At 73.4% G+C, this 19,376-nt stretch carries 15 protein-coding genes; 7 read left to right on the plus strand and 8 right to left on the minus strand.

Going from position 1 to position 19,376, the window contains the following annotated elements; genetic code table 11:
* Positions 1–37: 37 nt before the first annotated feature.
* The 7 genes from ACFXGN_RS13235 to ACFXGN_RS13265 all read left to right on the plus strand — a co-directional run bounded on the left by ACFXGN_RS13235 (position 38) and on the right by ACFXGN_RS13265 (position 8,666).
* Complete coding sequence (locus ACFXGN_RS13235; RefSeq protein WP_384857510.1) at positions 38–2,047, plus strand: hypothetical protein; 2,010 nt, start codon at positions 38–40, stop codon at positions 2,045–2,047.
* Between the two features lie 612 nt (positions 2,048–2,659).
* Positions 2,660–4,249 carry an aldehyde dehydrogenase family protein gene (locus tag ACFXGN_RS13240; RefSeq protein WP_384857513.1) on the plus strand — a complete coding sequence of 530 codons (1,590 nt, stop codon included), beginning with the start codon at positions 2,660–2,662 and terminating at the stop codon, positions 4,247–4,249.
* Complete coding sequence (locus ACFXGN_RS13245; protein ID WP_384857516.1) at positions 4,246–4,731, plus strand: type II toxin-antitoxin system RatA family toxin; 486 nt, start codon at positions 4,246–4,248, stop codon at positions 4,729–4,731. The genes ACFXGN_RS13240 and ACFXGN_RS13245 overlap by 4 nt, the downstream gene beginning before the upstream one ends.
* Before the next feature lie 25 nt (positions 4,732–4,756).
* Entirely contained in the window at positions 4,757–6,661 is a 1,905-nt protein-coding gene (locus ACFXGN_RS13250) for an NAD(P)-binding domain-containing protein (RefSeq protein ID WP_384857519.1), read from the plus strand.
* Entirely contained in the window at positions 6,658–7,266 is a 609-nt protein-coding gene (locus ACFXGN_RS13255; protein ID WP_384857522.1) for a YdeI family protein, read from the plus strand. The genes ACFXGN_RS13250 and ACFXGN_RS13255 overlap by 4 nt, the downstream gene beginning before the upstream one ends.
* The gene (locus tag ACFXGN_RS13260) at positions 7,263–8,009 is read left to right on the plus strand and encodes a 4'-phosphopantetheinyl transferase family protein (RefSeq protein ID WP_384857526.1); all 747 of its coding nucleotides are present in this window, start codon (positions 7,263–7,265) and stop codon (positions 8,007–8,009) included. Before ACFXGN_RS13255 ends, ACFXGN_RS13260 begins: the two co-directional genes overlap by 4 nt.
* 51 nt (positions 8,010–8,060) lie before the next feature.
* Positions 8,061–8,666 (plus strand): DNA-binding response regulator, encoded by a 606-nt coding sequence (locus ACFXGN_RS13265; RefSeq protein WP_384857529.1) that lies wholly within the window; start codon positions 8,061–8,063, stop codon positions 8,664–8,666.
* A 31-nt stretch (positions 8,667–8,697) separates the two neighbouring features.
* On the opposite strand, the gene ACFXGN_RS13270 is transcribed toward ACFXGN_RS13265, so the two are convergent.
* The 8 genes from ACFXGN_RS13270 to ACFXGN_RS13305 form a co-directional block, all read right to left on the minus strand.
* Positions 8,698–9,933 (minus strand): sensor histidine kinase, encoded by a 1,236-nt coding sequence (locus tag ACFXGN_RS13270; RefSeq protein ID WP_384857532.1) that lies wholly within the window; start codon positions 9,931–9,933, stop codon positions 8,698–8,700.
* 76 nt (positions 9,934–10,009) lie between these two features.
* On the minus strand, positions 10,010–11,497 hold the full coding sequence (locus ACFXGN_RS13275; protein ID WP_384857535.1) for a SagB family peptide dehydrogenase: 1,488 nt from the start codon (positions 11,495–11,497) through the stop codon (positions 10,010–10,012).
* 33 nt (positions 11,498–11,530) lie between these two features.
* Complete coding sequence (locus tag ACFXGN_RS13280) at positions 11,531–13,810, minus strand: TOMM precursor leader peptide-binding protein (RefSeq protein WP_384857537.1); 2,280 nt, start codon at positions 13,808–13,810, stop codon at positions 11,531–11,533.
* A gap of 276 nt (positions 13,811–14,086) precedes the next feature.
* Positions 14,087–14,221 carry a hypothetical protein gene (locus ACFXGN_RS13285; RefSeq protein WP_384857540.1) on the minus strand — a complete coding sequence of 45 codons (135 nt, stop codon included), beginning with the start codon at positions 14,219–14,221 and terminating at the stop codon, positions 14,087–14,089.
* A gap of 123 nt (positions 14,222–14,344) precedes the next feature.
* Positions 14,345–15,658 (minus strand): sulfate adenylyltransferase subunit 1, encoded by a 1,314-nt coding sequence (locus tag ACFXGN_RS13290; protein ID WP_384857755.1) that lies wholly within the window; start codon positions 15,656–15,658, stop codon positions 14,345–14,347.
* 20 nt (positions 15,659–15,678) lie between these two features.
* Positions 15,679–16,644 carry a sulfate adenylyltransferase subunit CysD gene (gene cysD / locus ACFXGN_RS13295; RefSeq protein WP_384857543.1) on the minus strand — a complete coding sequence of 322 codons (966 nt, stop codon included), beginning with the start codon at positions 16,642–16,644 and terminating at the stop codon, positions 15,679–15,681.
* Complete coding sequence (gene cysC / locus ACFXGN_RS13300; protein WP_384857546.1) at positions 16,641–17,237, minus strand: adenylyl-sulfate kinase; 597 nt, start codon at positions 17,235–17,237, stop codon at positions 16,641–16,643. The genes cysD and cysC overlap by 4 nt, the downstream gene beginning before the upstream one ends.
* Complete coding sequence (locus ACFXGN_RS13305) at positions 17,234–19,093, minus strand: M20/M25/M40 family metallo-hydrolase (protein WP_384857549.1); 1,860 nt, start codon at positions 19,091–19,093, stop codon at positions 17,234–17,236. The genes cysC and ACFXGN_RS13305 overlap by 4 nt, the downstream gene beginning before the upstream one ends.
* Positions 19,094–19,376 lie beyond the last annotated feature (283 nt).

The following is a 19,376-nucleotide window of genomic DNA, read 5'->3' on the forward strand; positions in this document are numbered from 1 at the left end:
GAGGTGACGGCACCGCCCGGAGGCTCGTTGGTCGGTCATGTCGTCCCGTCATGTCACCGCAGGCACCTCGATACCTCACGGGCGCCCGGCCCGTGAGACCGCCGAGGCGGCCCTCGTAGAGAACTACCCGCGACTCGTCCGGCTCGCCTATCTGATCCTGCCGCCGTCCCTCGGCCGCCACCGCCGCGTCCTCACCGCCCACGCCCTGGTCCAGCGGACCCTGGCGGACGCCACGAGCCGCCCCGGTCCGTGGCCGGGGAACGAGCCCGCCGGGGCCCCGGCTCCCGGCGGGTCCGCCCCGGCTCCCCGGTCCGGGCCGTCGCTCCCCGGGCAGCGGAGCGCCGAACGTCCGGTGGCCTCCTGGCTGCGGGCGACGGTCGTCCGGACGGCGCTCAGGCCCCGGCACCCGTTGCGCCGCCCCGGCCCGTTCCCCCCGCTCGTCCTCGGGCTGAGGCTGTTCCCGCGCGCCGGGGGCTCCGACGAACTCTCCCTCGACCGCGCGCTGGCCGGAGTCGGTGCGGAGGTCCGGGCGGCGATCGCCCTGCGGGCCCTCGAACGGCTCCCCGCCGACGCGGTCGTCGAACTGCTGGCCTCGGCGGGCGTCCCCGAGCCCGAGGCCGCCGTCCGCGCCGCCGACCGGCTCGGCGCGGCGACCGGCACCGATGTCGCCGCGCTGCTCTCCGGCGGCGAGTTCGACCCGTGTGTCGTCCACACCCGCCCCACGGACCTCCTGCGCCGCCGTCGCCACGGCCGTCTGGCCGTCCTCGCCGGGGCGGCGGTGCTCGCCGGAGCCGCCGTCGTCGCCACGGCCGGGCTCCGTCCGGGACCGGAACCGCGCCCGGAGCGGGCCGCGAACGCCCTCACCGCCGCCGCCCTGGTGCGGGCCCCCGCCGAGCGCTGGGCGGACACCGCGCGCGTCGACCTCACCGCCTGGCCCCCGCGCGGCGCTCGCACCGGTGACACGGCGCTCCTCCGGCGCGCCCTGGACTCCTGGTCGGGGCGTACGGACACCGGTGTACGGGTGACGGCGGCGCGCGGCACGGCCACGGCGCCGCCGGGAGAGCCGCCCGCCCTGCTCTTCGCGGGAACGGTGGACGGCTCCGGGGTGGTGCTGCTGTACGACGGGCGGCGGCTCGCCCGGTACGCCGAAGCCTCCGACGGCCGGACCGGAGCCTCCCTCCAGGTGGCGCGCGCGGACGACAGCGACGTCACGACGGGCGCGGCGGTGGTCCTCACCCGGCGCGACGGGCGGGCGCGTCTCCTCCTCGCCCCGTGGATCGCCCGCGCGGAGGTACGGGACCTCCGGGCGCCGGGCGCCGCGACGGTTCCCCTGGCCGTGACGGCCGAAGGGGTCACGGCCCCGGTGCCGTACGGGAGCGGGGGCGGGTGCGACCGGGTTCCGGTGCTCCGGCTGACCTCGTCGGCGCGGATCGTCGAGGACCACGCCTTCCTGCTCGCGGACCTCGGTGAGCTGGTCCCGGCGCATCTGACCTGGACCCCGGCGCCGGACCCGGGTGCGCGGGCCCGTTCGCCCCGCGAGGCGGCGGGGCCCGGGGGTCTGGCGGCCTGGGCCCGGTCCGCCTGTTCGCTGGCACCGCTGCGGCTCGCGGGGGTGCGTTCGGTCAACCGCTGGGAGTACGCGGTGCAGACCCTGCCGGAGCGGGCGGGCACGGCGCTGTGGGTCTGCTCCCGGGCGGACACCTGGGAGGGCCCCGGGCGGACGACGGTCGACTTCGAACCCCCGGGCGCCCGCCCGCCTCGGCGGGTGGCGGCCCTCGGCGACTCGGCGATGTGCAGCCGTTTCGGCCAGCACGTCCTGGCCGCCACCCCGTGGGTCTCGCCCTCGGGCACGCGCTACCTCCTGTCCGCGGGGAGCCGGTACGTCGGAAGCATCACGACCCGGGGCTCCACCACCACGACGACCCGGGGCCCCGCCCAGGCAGTCGAGTTCCCGAAGCCCGTCCTGGTCCGCGTCGAGGGCCGACTGCCCGACGGCTCTCCCCTGGAGGGCCTGGTCTCCGGCCAGCCCCCGGACCCCGCGCACTGACCCACCCACCCACCCACCCACCCACCCACCCACCGGCTCCGGCTCCGGCTCCGGCTCCGGCTCCGGCTCCGGCTCCGGCTCCGGCTCCGGCTCCGGCTCCGGTGGGGGAACGAGGTCCGCGATCACGGGCTTCGGCCCGGAGGGCCCGGCACGGGACCAGCCGCCCGGCGTCGGGCCCTCCCCGGTCGGCGGCTGAGCCGGTCGACTGCTGAGGACGAAGAATCGCGAACAGGAATTCGACCGCAGGAAAGAATACGGCGGCGGGTGACCGAGGGACGCACCCGTCCGGTGAATGGCCGAATCACGATTCCGCTCCCGTGGACCGGGCCGCGCATTCCGCTCCCGGCCTCATCGCTTTCGACGGCGGAAGCCCGCCCGTCGAGTTGCCCGGAGCCGATGATCGGGTACCGGGAAATTCCGGCAGTCGCTCGGGACCAGAGCCTCTCACAAGTCAGTGACCAGGGCTTTTACCCCGTACTCGTCTCGCCCCGGGCGCGGCCCCGCATCGGTCCGATAAGCAGGTTTGATCGTGGACTCATGAGGTCGGGGAAGTCGCCGTCCTAGCGTGTGAGGACACACGTCAGCCGTATCGGACTGACCGAAGGGGGCGAAATGAAGTTCGGGGTTTATCCGGCCTACATCGGCGGCCGGGACATCGTCGGTGACGATCCGCAGTACGTGCACACCGTCACCGCGCGTTCCCTCATCGAGGACACGTTCACCGGTCTGCGTCTCAAACAGGATCTCGACCGGGGTCTCGTCGATCCCGCCGCCGCCGGGGACAGCGTCGTCGGAGCCTGTGTCGTCGCCGACGAGGAGATGGCGGCGCTCGCCCTGGAGGCGGCAGCGGGTGCCGCCGACGCGTGGCGGCGGGTGCCCCTGGCCCGGCGCCTGGAGATCGGGCGGATGATCGGGGAGCGGCTGCTCCAGCACCGGGAGCCGCTCGTCGAGATCCTGGTCGCGGAGGGAACACCCCGGTCAGCGGCCGAGGGAATGCTCACGGGCATCCCGTACACCAGCTGGAGCCGGGAGACCCTCGAATGGTGCGCCGAGCAGCTGGAGTTCCGGCGCCGGGACGGCGAGCGGGAAATGATCCTGCGCCGGATCCCCGACGGTGTCGTCTGCATCAACCCCCCGCAGAACGCGGCGACGGTGAACGCGCTGAACGGGCTCACCGCCCTGCTCGCCGGGAACACCGTCGTGGTCCGGGCGCCCCGAGGGGTCGCGCTCAGCTGCATGTACGCGATGCGGGAGGTCGTCGCCCCGGTCCTGGAGGAGATGGGCGCGCCCGCCGGGACGGTCAACGCGTTCTGCGGACCGCCCGCGCTGGAGACCTGGCTGGCCAGTGAGCACGTCGACGACGTCCTCTACTTCGGCGGCAGCAAGAAGGGCCTGGAGTTCGAGGCCGACGCCGTCGCGGCGGGCAAGAAGCCCGTCCTCGAACTGGCGGGCAACGACTGCTGCGTGGTGTGGCACGACGCCGACCTCGACGCCGCCGTGGAGACCATCACCCAGTTCTTCCTGAACTCCGGCCAGATCTGCAACGTGCCCAACCAGGTCGTCGCCCACCCCGCCATCGCCGACGAACTCGTCGAGCGGCTCGTCGTCGCCACCCGCGAGATCAAGCCCGGATACCCCGACGACCCCGAGGTGGTCCTCACCCCCGTCCTCGGGATCGACTGGTTCTACGGCTGCCTCGGCGAGGCGCTCGCCCGGGGCGCGAAGCTCGTCCACGGCGGGCGGCGGCTCGAAGTGGACGGCACGCCCTCGGAGACCGGGTTCTTCGTCGAGCCGAGCATCGTCCGGGTCGAAGGGCTCCGGGACGCCCGGTCGTTCTCCGTCGTCCGCGACGAGACCTTCTTCCCGCTGCTGCCGGTCATCGTGCCCGAGGCGGGCGCCTCGGACGAGGACCTCCTGGAGGAGGTGCTGGCCTTCGTGAACTCCAACGCGTACGGGCTGCGCAACTCCGTCTGGACCCAGGACGCCCCGACGGCCGACCGGTTCCTCGAAGGCGTCACCAACGCGGGCAACCTCAAGATCAACGACTCGCACAGCGGTTTCCTGCCCTTCCTGCCCAACCAGGGCGGCCCCGGGCTCACCGGCGGCGCCTTCGGAGAGGCGAGCCACCCCATGCTGCGCACCACACGGCTCCAGGCCGTCAGCATCCTCCGCCCGGCCACCGACAAGGAGCCCACGTCATGACGACCCGCGTGCTGAAGGCCACGGTCCCGGCACCGGCCGCCGAGGTGATCGAACGCCTCGCGGACGGCGGCGCGTTCCCCGCCCACGCCGAGGACGTCCGGTCCGTGTCCGAGACCGGCGACGGCCACCAGGCGTGGGAGCTGGCCTTCCGGGGCGGCTCCGCCCGCTGGGTGCAGCGCACCGGGCGGACGGGCGGCGGCGAGGCCCCGTACCGCATCGCGTTCGAGCAGGTCGACGGGGACTTCCAGGAGTTCGGGGGCAGTTGGACGGCCACCGACGTCCCCGGCGGCAGCGAGATCGCCTTCCGGGTCGACTTCCGTACGAGCGTCCCCCATCTGGCCGGTGCGATCGACTCCGCCGTCGGCGTCGTCCTGGTCCGCACCGCCCACCGGGTCCTCTCCGCCGTCGGGGGCGGCGAGGTCCGCGTCACCGCCGGTGGCCACTGGCTGGGTGACCCGTCCGCGTACGTCCGGCAGCCCTGAGCATCCCCACAAGGAGAAGGACACCATGGAGAACGTCTGCATCATCGGAGCGGGCTGGTCGGGGCTCGCCTCCTGCCAGGTCCTGCACGAACGCGGCATCGACTTCGACTGCTACGAGGCCGGTTCCGAGGTCGGCGGCAACTGGCGCTACCAGAACGACAACGGGATGTCCTCGGGCTACCAGTCCCTGCACATCAACACGTCCAAGAAGCTGTCCGAGTACCGCGCCTACCCCATGCCCGCGGACTACCCGCACTACCCGGGCCACGCCCGGATCGCCCAGTACCTCGACGACTACGTGGACCACTTCGGCTTCCGCGGGTCGATCACGTTCCGCACCCTGGTCTCCCATGTGGAGCCCGCCCGGGGCGGTGGCTGGAACGTGACGGTGCGCCACCGCGAGACCGGTGAGGAGACCACCCGGCACTACGGCTCGGTGATCGTGGCCAACGGCCACCACTGGGACCCCCGGGACCCCGAGCCCGCGTTCCCCGGCGCCGACACCTTCACCGGCACCCAGATCCACTCCCACCACTACCGGGTCCCCGACGAGTACGCGGGCAAGCGGGTGCTGGTCCTCGGCTTCGGCAACTCGGCGTCGGACATCGCGGTGGAGACCTCCGCCGTCTCCGAGCGCACCTTCCTGTCCGTGCGCACCGGCGGGTACGTGTTCCCCAAGTTCATGTTCGGGAAGCCCGGCGACGACATGATCAGCCCCTTCATCACCCGGGTGATGCCGCGCGCGACACAGCGCTGGGTCATGGCCGCCCTGCTGCGGATGTCGATCGGGAAGGTCACCGACTTCGGTCTGCCGAAGCCGGAGGCCAAGCTGTTCGGCTCCCACCCGACCGTCTCGGAGACCCTGCTGCCGCGCCTCGGGCACGGCGGGCTCGCGGTCAAGCCGAACGTCTCCCGCTTCGACGGTGGCACGGTGCACTTCACCGACGGCAGCAGCGAGGAGATCGACGCGGTCATCTACAGCACCGGCTACAAGGTCAGCTTCCCGTTCCTGGACGAGTCCGTGATCGCCCCCACCGACAACGACGTGTCCCTCTTCCACCGGGTGGCCGATCCGCACCACCCCGGGCTGTACTTCGTGGGCCTCTTCCAGCCCCTGGGCGCGACCACGGTCCTCGCCGAGGCCCAGTCGCACTGGGTGGCCGACCTGCTCCAGGGCAAGGCCGCGCTGCCCTCCAAGGAGGCGATGCTGCGGGAGATCACCCGGTACCGGGAGAAGCTCGCCAAGCGGTACGTGACGTCCAAGCGCCACACCATGCAGGTGGACCACTACCCGTACCTGGCCGAGCTGCGGGGTGCCCGGCGCGCGGGTGCCAAGCTGGCGCGCAAGGGGGGCGGGACGCCGGTCGCGACGCCGGTCGTCGCGCCGGAGGAGCTGTCGATCCGGATCGCCGCCTCCCCCGAGACGGTCTGGGACCTCGTCAGCGATGTGACGCGGACCGGCGAGTGGAGCCCGGAGTGCCGCCGCTGCCGGTGGCGCGGCAAGGAGCGCGGGGTCGGTGCGCGCTTCATCGGGTTCAACCGGCGCGGCTGGGTCTGGTGGGTCACCTCCAACACGGTGGAGCGGTCGGAGCGGGGCAGGTCCTTCGCCTTCCACACCACCACCAACGGGGTGCGCTGGGGCTACCGGATGGCGCCGGACGGCGCGGGCGGCACCCTGCTCACCGAGACGTGGGACGTCTCCGGGCAGAACGCGGGCCAGAGCAAGCGGACCGCGTCCTTCGCCAACTCGATGCTCGGTGGCTTCGAGAACCACACGGAGGAGCTGCGCGACGGCATCCGCGTCACGCTGGAGCGCGTCAAGGCCGCCGCCGAGGCACTGGGCGGGACGCCGGTCCCGGTGCGCGGCGCGGAGGCGGCCCGGCCGGGCGTGCGGACCGCCGAGCCGGTGGAAGTGGAGACCGCCGCGTGAGCGTGGCCGTGACGCTGGCGGAGGGCCATCTGCACTGCGTCTCCGTGGCGGAGTTCGCCGCCTGGCTGGAGGAGCACCACGAGGGCGCGGACGAGGTGTGGATCGCCCTGCCGAAGAAGGGCACGCCGGTGCCGTCGATCAGCCGGGACGAGGCCCTGGACGTGGCCCTGTGCTACGGCTGGATCGACGGCAAGGCCTACTCCGGGAACGTGCCGGAGGGCTGGTGGGCCCAGCGGTTCTCGCCCCGCAAGCGGCGCAGCCCCTGGTCGAGGATCAACTGCGCCAAGGTGGAGAAGCTGATCGGGGCGGGCCGGATGCGGCCGTCCGGTCTCGCGCAGATCGAGCTGGCGAGGGCCGACGGGCGCTGGGACGCGGCGTACGCGCCGCAGAGCACGGCGGAGGTGCCGCCCGATCTGCGGGTGGCGCTCGACGCCTCCCCCGTGGCCGCGACCGCGTTCGAGGCGCTGAGCCGGAGCAACAGGTACCAGATCCTGCTCAACGTGGCGAAGGCGGTGCGGCCGGAGACCCGGGCGCGCAGGATCGCCGGGTACGTGGAGCGGCTGACGGCGGGCGATCCGCCGACCGGGCCCCGGAAGAGTCCGTGACGTCCGCGCTGCTCGGCCCGCGCGCGCCGGGGACGGCGGCGCGGCCGGTGACGGTGCGGCTGGTCGAGGCGGAGAGCCTGGCCGGCTGGGCCGGACGGCTCGCTCCCCGGCTGCTCGACGCCGGGGAGCTGCGGCGCACGCAGGAGCTGCGGCGCCCGGGGGACCGGCGCAACCATCTGGTCGCCCGGGTGCTGCTGCGGACCCTCCTCGGCGATCTGCTGGGGCTCGCGCCGGAGGCGGTCCGCCTGGGACGGGACGTGTGCCCGTGCTGCGGCGGGCCGCACGGCCGTCCGGTGGTGCTGGGCGGGGGCGCCCACTTCTCCCTGTCGCACACCGGGCCGCTGGTGCTGCTCGGCATCGGCCCCGTACCGCTCGGCGTGGACGTGGAGCGGGTGCCGGACGCGGCGACGGTCGCGGAGACGGCGTCGGCGCTGCATCCCCGGGAGGGGGCGGAACTGGCCGCCCTGGACGAGGCGTCGCGTCCGGTGGCCTTCGCCCGCGCGTGGACGCGCAAGGAGGCGTACCTCAAGGGCATCGGGACGGGGCTCGGGCGCTCGTCGGCCCTGGACTACCTGGGGACGGGGCCCGTCCCTGCGGCGGGGCCGGACGGCTGGGCGCTGGCGGACGTGTCGGCTCCCGAGGGGTACGCCGCGGCCGTGGCGACCGCGCCGGACCGGTCCCGAGGCGCGTCCGGGGCGGTGCGCGACCGTCGGGAACCCGCCAACTCTCTTCACCCCCAGTAGCATTCACCTCACACGCGGGCCCTATGGGGGGGCACGTCAGGGGGGACTGTTGTGATCAGAGTGCTGCTCGCGGACGACATGGTGATGCTCCGCCGGGCCTTGGTCTCGCTCCTCGAACTGGAGGAGGACCTGGAGGTGGTGGGTGAGGCGGGGAACGGCGACCAGGTGCTGCCCGTCGCCCTGGACACCCGGCCGGACGTGGCCGTACTGGACATCGACATGCCCGGCATCGACGGCATCCGGGCCGCGGAACTGCTCAGCCGGGAGCTCCCGGCCTGCCGGACGATCATCCTGACCAGTCTGGGCAGGCCGGGGAACCTGCGCCGGGCGCTGGAGGCCAGGGTGTCCGGGTTCCTGCTGAAGGACACCGACCCCACCCGGCTGGCCGCCGCGATCCGTCAGGTGGTCGCGGGGGAACAGGTCGTGGACCCGCAGTTGGCGCTCGCCACGCTCCAGGCGGGGAGCAGTCCGCTGAGCGCCCGGGAGAACGAGGTGCTGCGGCTGGCGGCCCGGGGCATGGACGCTCCGGAGATCGCCACGAAGCTGTTCCTGTCCGCGGGGACGGTCCGCAACTACCTGACCACGGTGGTGACCAAGCTCAACGCCCGCAACCGGATGGACGCCGTACGGATCGCGCGGGACGCCGGCTGGCTGTGAGACCGGGCCGACGGGAACGTGACGACGGGTCCTAGGCGGTGGCCCCGGTGGTCCCGGGGCCGCCGGGGTTCCGGGAGGTGTCGGTGGCCGGGCGGAGCGGGAGTTCGGCGACGAGTTCGAACCAGCCGTCCTGGCGTACGCTCCAGCCGAGCCGTCCGCCGAGCGCCTCGGCCCTGATGGTCAGGCTGCGCAGCCCGACACCGCCCGTGGCACCGGAGCGGTCGGGCTCGTAGTGGGCGGTGTCCGTCTCGCTCAGCCCGTCGTTGGCGATGGAGAACCGGACGGTGCTCTCGTCCGCGTACGCCGTGATCGTGCAGTGCTGCGCCTTGCTGTGGCGCAGCAGGTTGGTGACGCCCTCGCGCAGGACGGTGGCGAGGACGGTGTCCACGGAGGCGTGCAGCGGGGTCTCGGTGACCTGGATGTCGGTGCGGATGCCCACCGCGCGCAGCAGCGAGGCGGCGGACGCCACCTCCCGGTTCAGTGCCATCTGGACGTAGCTGCTGGCCACGGACCGGACGTCGGTGAGCGCCTGCCGGGCGGTCTGGACGATCTCGGTGAGTTCCATCTCGGCGCGCTCCGGCTGGACCCGGATGAGCCGGTGGGCGAGTTCGCACTTCAGGGTGATGGTGGAGAGGCTGAAGCCGAGCAGGTCGTGGAGGTCGCGGGCGAAGCGGAGACGTTCCTGCGTGACGGCGAGCCGGACCAGTTCCTCGCGGGCCATCTGTACTTCGCGGACCAGTCCGGAGAGGCGGCTGAGGCCGTACACGACCAGTCCGGTCAGAACGGTGGCCAGGCTGTTGTAGGCGAGGTGGCCCATTCCGTAGCCCACGGCGAACTGGACGAAGCCGGTGGCGACGATGACCCCGGCGAAGACCGTCCATCCCCAGCCCGACCGCAGGACGAGCAGCGCGGAGGCGGCGAGGAAGCCCGGCATCCCCAGCCAGGCGGCGCCGAACAGGGTGAAGGGGGCGAAGGTGAGCACCGCCTGGAGCGCCAGGGTCAGCGCGCGGTGGCGGGCCGCTCTGGGTATCCACAAGGGGAACGAATGGTTCAGCTGGAGGAACAGCAGCGTCAGCATCAGTACGCCGCAGAGGGCCAGTTGACCGGCCCCCATCCCCGCGCCGACCGCGTAGGTCAGGCCCACCGCGAAGAAGCAGAGGATGACGACGAGCGTGATCGTACCGGCGACCTTCGGCGCCAGATCACCTCCCTCGACGGGACGGTGAGTGCGAACTATGTCTGGACCGGCGGGCCGAGACCATCCCACAGGAGCCCCCTACTCGACTTCGGTGCCGCACGGAAGTGCAGCATAGACGGCGCCGGGGGTGTTCGGTATTTTTCGTTCAGGGGTATCTCGTACCGGTTCGGCCGTGATCGGCGGAAGGTGCCCCGCCGGGCAGCGCGGCCAGCACGAACTCCCCCACGCCCGACTCCGCGCGCCAGTCGAGGCCGAAGGCGCTGGCGGAGGTCGCGGTGTCGCCGAAGGCCAGCGCGCACGGTCCGATGCCCATGGCCGTGGAGACCAGGTAGAGCGTCTGCTGGAGGGCGCCGACCTCCTTGAGCAGCGCGCTGTAGGCGATGCCCGGGTAGGCGGCGCTGATCCGCCGGAAGCGGGCCGTCATGCTGATCAGTACGGGGGGTTCCGCGCTCAGGCCCGCGGTGGCGCCCGCCTCGCCGAGCAGGGCGTCCACCAGGGCGGGCCGGGTGTCCAGCGGGTGGAGGGCGTGGGCCGCCGGGTCGTAGTGGTAGGAGCCGCGCGGGAGTTCGGCGGAGCCGACCACGGTGACGTACAGCTCCAGCGGGTAGACGGAGCCGACGCTCGGATAGGGCCGTCCGCCGGCCGGGCGGGCGCGGGCCGCGCGGTACAGCAGCTCGCCCAACTGGGCCGGGGAGAGCGGCAGTCCGTCGTCCGCGCGGACCGAGCGGCGGGCTTCGAGGGCGGTGGTCAGCCGGGGGTCGGTGGCGAGGACCCGGTCGAGGTCGGGCACCGGCAGCGGCAGCGGCGGGCCGCCGCCTTCCCGGCGGCGCTCCCCCGGGTCGCCCGGTTCCTCGGCGGACCTGCGGGCCAGGCCGAGCGGTTCGTCGTGGAGTCCGGGCCTGCTGCGGTTGTGCAGCATCAGTTCGCGCGGCGACCAGTGCTCCAGTGCGGGGTCCCGGTCCTCGGCGAAGGAGTGGCCCTCGTCCGGGCCGTCGGAGCCGGGGACCAGCATCCCGGACGCCTCCAGATAGCCGACCGCCTTGCGCACCACCTCCAGCGGGATGTCGAGGAGCCGGGCCGTGTCGCGGACGGAGGCGGGCCGGACGTAGCAGCTGACCAGCCACATGGCCTGGGGGGTGTGCAGCACCACCCGGTGGGTGCTGAGCGGGGATTCGAGGACCATGTCCCCGGTGCCGACGCGCAGGGTGGCGAACCGGGACAGCCGGTGCGTGGTCTCCGGGGCGGGCATCCGGGGGGTGAAGCGGGCCTCGCGCACGATCGGGACCACCGAGAGCTGCTCGGTGCCGTCGGTCAGGGCGAGGGTGCGGATCACGGCCTGCCGGACCGCGTCGAGGGTGGAGCGCAGGGCGGCGCGGCGCGGATCGCGGGAGACGGCGCCGGTCACGCTGAAGCCGGGCAGGACGTTGTCCAGCGACACCGGGCCGTACGTCATGCGTTCGAGCGCCCGGTGGACCACCGGGTCGGACATCGGCAGCCGGATGTCCTCCCAGAGGGTGCTGACCAGGCCGGTCCCGGCCTCGTCCGCCGCCGTCCGCACCTTGGTGTCCTCACGGAGCGACCAGAGTTCGATCAGGCGGGTGTCCCGCGGCGCGGGCGGGGCGGAAGACTTCATGGCGGGGACCTCACGGATGGTACGGCGACGGTGTCACAGGAAGAGGGGGACCGGGTTGAGGTCCTCGTATCGGGTGGGAGCGGCCAGGCGGCCCAGACGTACCGGGACGTCGTAGAGGCGGCCGGGGGCGAAGCGGGTCCAGAAGGTGCGCAGTCCGGGCACGATCACCTTGACGACGGGCAGTCCCACGTCCGCCCTGGTCTGGTCGAGCACCAGCAGTTCGCTGCCGAGGCCTCGGGCCAGTTCCTCGGCCGCCGCCACGTCGGCCGCGAGGTCGGCGCGGGGGGTGTACGGGAAGTCGGCGGCGGTGCGGTGCGGGCCGCCGGGGTCGGGGACCAGATAGGGCTGGTTGTCGGTGGTGGCGGTCTGCCACCAGTACAGCGGGACGGGTTCGTCGCAGGTGTAGCCGTCGCCGTCGGCGGTGGCGGCGACGACCGGCGGCAGCATCTGGTTGACCTCGGCCACCGCCCGCCGCAGCGCCACCCGGGGGTCGAAGTGGGCGCCGAAGCCGAGGGTGATGTCCTGGGCCGGTTTGTCGGTGCGCCGGGAGAGCGCGGCGAACACGGGGATGCCGAGGTCGCTGGTCAGGTCGAGGACCCACAGGTCGCGGTCGAGGCCGAGGTGGGCCCGGCGCATCTCCTCGATCCAGGGGTCGCCGAAGGAGGCGAGGTCGACGCCGGGCTGCCGGGTGCGGTTGTACCACCACAGGGCCACGGCGTCGCGTTCGACGAGTTCCAGGAAGCCCTGGACGATGGCGTCCTCGCGGGAGCTGCCCGCGGCCGTGCCGTTGGAGTGGGCCGAGAAGGAGCCCGTGGGGCAGGGGGCGTCGTAGTAGAGCATGGACGTGGGCAGCAGCCGGTGGCGGCCCGCGGTCAGGGACCACACGGGGGTCCAGTCGACCGGGGTGTCCTCCTCGAAGGGCGTGCAGATCCGGTGGGCCGGGGCGTGTTCCGAGTTCCAGACCTCCCGGCCGACGAACTGGCGCGGGTGGAAGAGCTGGACGGTGTCGGGGTGGACGGCGCGGTCGGCGACCTCGCGGTAGGTGGCTCTCAGGGTGGGCTCGTCGCCCTGGCGGTAGCCGCTGTGTCTCTCGACGGCCTCGCACAGTGCGCTGACCCGCGCCTGGAGGGGGGTGGTGCCCTTGCCGGAGCTGTGGCTGCGCAGTCCGGCGCGCACCGCGGCGAGTCCGGTGGGCGAGGAGGCCGGGTTGTGCCCGGAGTGGTAGCAGTTGAGGAAGCCGGGGTCGCGCCGGTCGCGGCGGACCTCCTTGACCACGCCGGTGAGTTCGTCGACGAGGTGTCCGTACCGTTCCAGCATCTCCTCGGGGGTCAGTGAGCGCTCGCCGGTGCCGGTGGCGGCCTTGGGGCGGCTGGTCGGGCGGATGGGGGCCCAGATGCGGCGGGCCGTCACGTCGGGGTCGCCGCAGGAGGGGCACTGGGGGCGGCGGCGCACGGGGTGGTGGCGGCCCGCCAGGGTCAGGGTGTCCATGGTCCACAGGGCGCTCTGGCCCGGGTGGCGGTGGCCCGCCATCCATTTGACGGCTTCGAGGCAGGCGAGGTGGAGTCCGACGGCGCGGCCCGCCGCCAGACCGGAGGGCGGGACGCTGACGGGGCGGCCGAGGGCCCGGCCCAGATAGGTCTCGGCGGGGTGGTTGCGGCGCAGCGGTTCGGCCAGGCAGTGCCAGCAGGGGCCGTCGGCGGGCTGGAACACCGGTCCGATCCAGGGCTGTTCGCCGTTCAGCCGGACGGGCAGCCAGGGGGTGCCCGCGGCACGGTAGGCAGCGTCGAGCTCGGCGAGGGCGGGGTCGAGGTAGGTGTCGCAGAGGACGAGTGCCAGGCCGGGTGTCCCGGCGCCCTGGCCGGGCCGGTGGACGCGCAGTCCCGCGCCGCCCAGCGCGGCGAGGAGTTCCTCGGTGCCGGCGCCCGCTTCGCTGCCGCGCCCGGTGGCGGCGACGGTTCCGCTGCCGGTGCGGCGGGCGGCCTCGTCCCCGTCGACTCCGGCGAGTTCCCAGAAGGCCTCGCCCGCGGTGCTCGCGGCGGGGGTGCCGGGGTCGCGGTGGGTGAGGAGTCCGGAGCCCAGGAGCCGGGTGACGACCTTCCTGACCTGGTCGGCGGGGAGGGAACCGGCGTCGGCGACGAGCCGGTCGAGGGTGCGGGTGCCGTCGAGCAGGGGGGCCAGAACGGTGACACAGGATCCGCGCAGCGCGGTGACTCCGCGTTCGGAGATGAGGAACACGCCTTCTCCCGGGACGACTTCGGCCTTCAGATGCGGCTTGAAACCGAGTCCGTGCGTGGTGCCCTGGCGCTGTGCCACCGATTCCTCCTCTGGTGTGCGGCCTGTGGACCTTGCTCGGGTGCGTGTCGTGCGGTGCCTGTGCGGTGTCCGTGCGGTGTCCGTGCCGTGCGCTGGGGTGTGCGGGTGCGGGGTCGCGTGTGTCCTGTCGTGCCGTGCGGGGTGCGAAGGGGGTACGTGTGCCGTACGTGCTGTGCGTACGTGCTGTGCCGTACGTGTTGTGCCGTGCGAGGCGTGCTGTGTGTGCCGAGCCTTGCGTGTCGTGCGAGGCGTGCTGTGCGGGTCGTACGGGGAGGGCTACTCGGCGAGCGGGTCGCCCGTCCAGCAGATGCAGGTGCCGGGCTGGTACGGATCGGTGCCCGCGCCGGAGAAGTCCTCGATGACCAGGTCCTCGGCTATGGCGGTGACGGCGGTGGCGATGTCGAGGTTCATGTCGGCCCTTCCCGGTGTGTTTCGGCTTGCTGACGAGAAAGAGTCTGCTGTGCCGGGGGAAGGGCCGACAGTGCCTGTGTCACCGGGCCGACATGAAGTTCTCATGGTCATCTTCCGAGGGCGTCACCCCCCTTCCGACGGAGCCGGAGAGTCCGCCATCCCGGCGGTGAGGGTGCTGCCGTCGAGGGGGTCGATCAGCAGGAACGAGCCGGTGCGCCGGAAGTCCTCGTAGCCGTCCAGGGCGACCGGTGCGGCGGTGCGGACCGTGATCCGCCCGATGTCGTTGACGGCGAGGCGGTCGGGTCCCGGACGCTCGGAGAGGTCCTGCATGTCGAGCCGCGAGGAGATCTCCGCGACCACCGCCCGGACGGTGCGGGTGGCGTGCCGCAGCAGCACCTGCCGGCCGACGTGGAGCGGCTGCTCGCCGAGGTGGCAGACGGTGGCCGTGAACCGGCGGACGGGCCGCGGCGCGGTGGCCGCCGGGGCCAGCAGGTCGCCCCGGGCGATGTCGAGGTCGTCGGCCAGGCGCACGGTCACCGACTGGGGCGCCCAGGCGGTGTCGGTGCCGGTCCCGTCGAGGGTGTCGATGCCCACGACGGTGCTGACCGCGCCGGACGGCAGGGCCGTGATCCGCTCGCCGACCCGGAGCACCCCGGAGGTGATCTGGCCCGCGTAGCCCCGGTAGTCGGGGTGGGCGGCGGTGCCCGGCCGGATGACGTACTGGACGGGCAGGCGGGCCGACTCGCTGCGCGGATCGGCGCCCACCGGGACCGACTCCAGGTGTTCGAGGACCGTGGGTCCCGCGTACCAGTCCATGCGTTCGGAGGGGCGCACCACGTTGTCCCCGGCGAGGGCCGAGATCGGGATGGCGGTCACCCGTTCGACCCCGAGGGCGGCGGCGCACTCGGCGAACGAGGCGGCGGTCCGGGCGAACACCTCCTCCGAGCAGTCCACCAGGTCCATCTTGTTGACCACCAGGGTCACGTGGCGGATGCGGAGGAGGGCGGCGACGGCGAGGTGTCTGCGGGTCTGCTCGACGACCCCGTTGCGCGCGTCGACGAGGACGAGCGCGAGGTCGGCGGTGGAGGCGCCGGTGACCATGTTCCGGGTGTACTGCACATGGCCGGGGGTGTCGGCGAGGATGAAGCGGCGGCGGGCGGTGGCGAAGTAGCGGTAGGCGACGTCGATGGTGATGCCCTGCTCGCGTTCGGCCCGCAGACCGTCGGTGAGCAGTGCCAGGTCGGGTGCCTCCTGGCCGCGTTTCCTGGAGGCGTGTTCGACGGCCTCCAGCTGGTCGGCGAGGACGGACTTGGAGTCGTGGAGGAGACGGCCGACCAGGGTGGACTTGCCGTCGTCGACGGAACCGGCGGTGGCGAACCGCAGGGTGTCCACCGCGGTGCCCGGACCGTACGGCGCGTGGTGCGGCGCGGAGTTCAGCGCATCGGTGAGGTTCACGGCTAGAAGTACCCTTCGCGTTTGCGGTCTTCCATGGCGGCTTCCGAGAGCTTGTCGTCGGCGCGGGTGGCGCCGCGTTCGGTGAGCCGGGAGGCGGCGATCTCGGTGATCACCGCCTCCACGGTGGCGGCGGCGGACTCCACCGCTCCGGTGCAGGACATGTCGCCGACCGTGCGGTAGCGGACCAGGCGGGTCTCCAGCCGTTCGGCGGCGCGCGGGCCGCCCCACTCGCCGGGCGCCAGCCACATGCCGTCGCGGGCGAAGACCTCGCGGTGGTGGGCGTAGTAGATCTCCGGGAGGTCGATCGCCTCGCGCTGGATGTACTGCCAGACGTCCAGTTCGGTCCAGTTGGAGAGCGGGAAGACCCGGACGTGTTCGCCGGGGGCGTGGCGGCCGTTGTAGAGCGACCACAGCTCGGGGCGCTGGCGGCGCGGGTCCCAGGCGCCGAACTCGTCGCGCAGCGAGAACACCCGCTCCTTGGCGCGGGCCTTCTCCTCGTCGCGCCGCCCGCCGCCGAACACCGCGTCGTAGCGGCCGGTGGTGATGGCGTCGAGCAGGGGGACGGTCTGGAGCGGGTTGCGGGTGCCGTCGGGGCGCTCGCGCAGTCGGCCGTCGTCGATGAAGTCCTGCACCCGGGCGACGTGCAGCCGCAGCCCGTGCTCGGCGACCACCCGGTCGCGGTACTCCAGGACCTCGGGGAAGTTGTGGCCGGTGTCCACGTGCAGCAGGGTGAAGGGAAGGGGCGCGGGCCGGAAGGCCTTCAGCGCCAGGTGGAGCATGACGATGGAGTCCTTGCCGCCGGAGAAGAGGATCACCGGCCGCTCGAACTCGCCCGCCACCTCGCGGAAGATGTGCACGGCCTCGGACTCGACGGCGTCGAGGTGGGAGAGGCCGTAGGCGTCCCGGGGGCGGACGGTGGACGGCGGTGCGGCGGGCGCGGCCGTCCCGGTGACGGTCGTGGCGGTCATGCCAGCCCCCTTTCGGCGAGCAGGGCGAGCAGCTCCTGCGCGGACTCGGTGACGGTCTGGGTGTGCGAGGCGATCCGCAGGTCGGGTGCGAGCGGCTCCTCGTAGGGGTCGTCGACGCCGGTCAGGCCGCTGATCTCGCCGGCCGCCTGACGGGCGTAGAGGCCCTTGACGTCGCGGCGGGCGCAGACCGACAGGGGGGCGGCCACATGGACCTCCAGGAAGTCGGTGTCGCTGCCCCGGTGCCAGGAGCGCACCAGGTCGCGGGCGTCGGCGTAGGGGGCGATGACGGGGACGAGGACGGTGACGCCGTTGCGGGCGAGCACCTGGGCGACCCGTCCGATGCGTTCGACGTTGCTGCGCCGGTCGCCGCGGGAGTAGCCGAGGCCGGAGGAGAACGTCTGGCGCAGTTCGTCGCCGTCGAGGACCTCCACGCGGCGGCCTCGTGAGCGCAGGATCTCGGCGGCGGCGTACGCGACGGTGGTCTTGCCCGCGCTGGGCAGGCCGGTCAGCCAGACCGTCGATCCCGGGTAGCAGGCGCAGTGGACGAAGGGGGCCGCGAGATCCTGCCCGGGGGCGGCCGTCAGGACGGTCACATCAAGCTCCATTCTCGGACCGCGGTCGCCAGCAGGCGCTGGGCCCGCCGGAATTCGTCCGCGTGCAGGTGTTCGTCTGGGGTGTGGTCGAGCTTCGCGTCGCCGGGCCCGTAGGCGACCATGGGGACGCCGTGCCAGGTGGTGGCAAGGGTGTTCATGTCGCTGCTGCCCTTCTTCATCAGGTACCGGGGGGTGACTCCTCCGGCCCTGAAGGCCCGCTGGAAGGCCTTGACCAGGGGGCTGGTGCGGCCGGTGCTCACTCCGGGGGTGGCCCGCAGGACCTCGAAGCGCACCGGGTCGGCGGCGAGCGCCCGCAGGGCGTCCACCGTCTCGGTGACGTCCAGGCCCGGGGGGACGCGGACGTCCACCACGGCCTCGCCCGCCTGGGTGTCGCCCTGGTTGAGCGCCCGGACGCCGAGGACGGCGGTCAGCGCGTCCGGGTGCAGTCCGGCCACCGCCGCGGGCAGTCCGGCGAGCACCTCCACCATGCGGTCCCCAGCGGTGCGGACGCCTTCGCCCGCGGTGTGTCCGGTGGGTTCCCGCACGCTGTAGCGGATCTTGACGAGCCCGTAGTAGCCGAGGGTGAGGGCTTCGGCGCCGCTGGGTTCGCCCACGATCACCGCGTCGGCGACGGGCTGGGCGTCGCGGACGTGGAAGGCTCCGGCGCCGGTGATCTCCTCCTCGACCGCGCCGACGACGCGGACCTCGACGCCCTCGGGCGGGTCGAACGCGGCCAGGGTCTGGAGGAAGGCGACCAGGCTGCCCTTGGCGTCCACCGAGCCCCGGCCGGAGAGGACCTCGCCGTCCCAGCGGGCCGGCCAGCGGTGCGGGACGGTGTCCAGGTGTCCGAGCATCAGCAGCCGCCGGGGGCCCGCCCCCTTGGTGGCGACCAGGTTGTTCGCGGCGTCGATCTCGGCCTTGATGCCGTTCTCCTCGCACCATCCGGCGAGGAACTCCGCGATCTCGCGTTCGTCGCGGGAGACCGAGGACAACTCGACGGTACGGGCGAGCAGTTCGAGGTCGGGGGCGGGGGCGGGGGCCCGCCAGAACCAGGTGGCGCCCGCCGCGGACAGGGTGTGCGGGCCGGTGATGGCGGTGTCGGAGGTGCCCTTCAGGGCGATCTCGGCCGCTCTGACCTTCTGCCGCATCCTGCCCTTGGCGTAGCGCCGTCCCTCGCCCTCGGTGAGGTGGCGCAGGCTGCTGGCGGGGTCGGCGGGGTCGGTGAGCAGTCCCGCCGTGCCGGTGACGAGGCGCAGGTGGTCGGCGTCCAGGGCCAGGGCCGCCTCGGCGGCGAGCACGTCGGCGTCCACGTTGAGCGGGGTGCCGCCGTCGGCGTCGGCGACCGGCGGGGAGAGGCAGACCACGTCGAAGGTGGCGAGCAGACCGCTGAGCCGGGGCACGTCCACGGAGCTGACGGTGCCCGCGCGGTGGTCGCGGACCAGTCGGGTCCGCCCTTCCTCCTGGATGCGCAGCGGACCGTTGGCGGTGGCCTTGACCAGGGCTCCGGTGCGGGCGACGGCGGCGAAGACGGACAGTCCCCGGCTGGTCAGCTCCTCCTCCACCAGGGGGAGGGTGACCTCCTCGTACGCGGCGACGATGTGCCGCATCTCCTCCGGCGGGCAGTAGCGGATCTCGTCGCCGGTGCGGGAGACCAGGGTGCGGATCTCGCGGCCGGTGCGCCGGTAGTGCTCGGCGATCCCGGCCGCTCCCCCGGCGATGACGAGGAGCCGGGCGCCGCGTCGGCTGAGTTCGAGCAGCTCGTCGAAGACCTTGCTGTGGAGCAGAGTGGCGCTGCCCAGCTTGACCACGTAGAGCGCGGCCTCGCGTGAACTGGCGACTTCCCCGAGGACTTGCATGAACGGGACTCCTTCGGATGGGGGCGGTGGGCGGGCGGACCGGTGGTGCGGCGGTCACGGGCCCGGCGGGCGGGGCGTACGGGCTGAGCTGGTTCGCTGCGGGCGGGGGCGTGCGGGTGGGGGCCGGGCGCGATGGGGACGCGTACGGACCGGGGGCGTGAGGGAGGGGATGTCCCGTACGGGCGGGGGATTCCCGTACGGGACGGCTCGGGGGGCTGCCGGTGCGGCAGCCGGTGGGGGCGGCGGGTGTGGCGGGCGGTACGGGGTCGCGGGCGGTGCGGGG

Source organism: Streptomyces sp. NPDC059247, from assembly GCF_042754005.1.
In the GTDB taxonomy this organism is placed as follows: Bacteria; Actinomycetota; Actinomycetes; order Streptomycetales; family Streptomycetaceae; genus Streptomyces.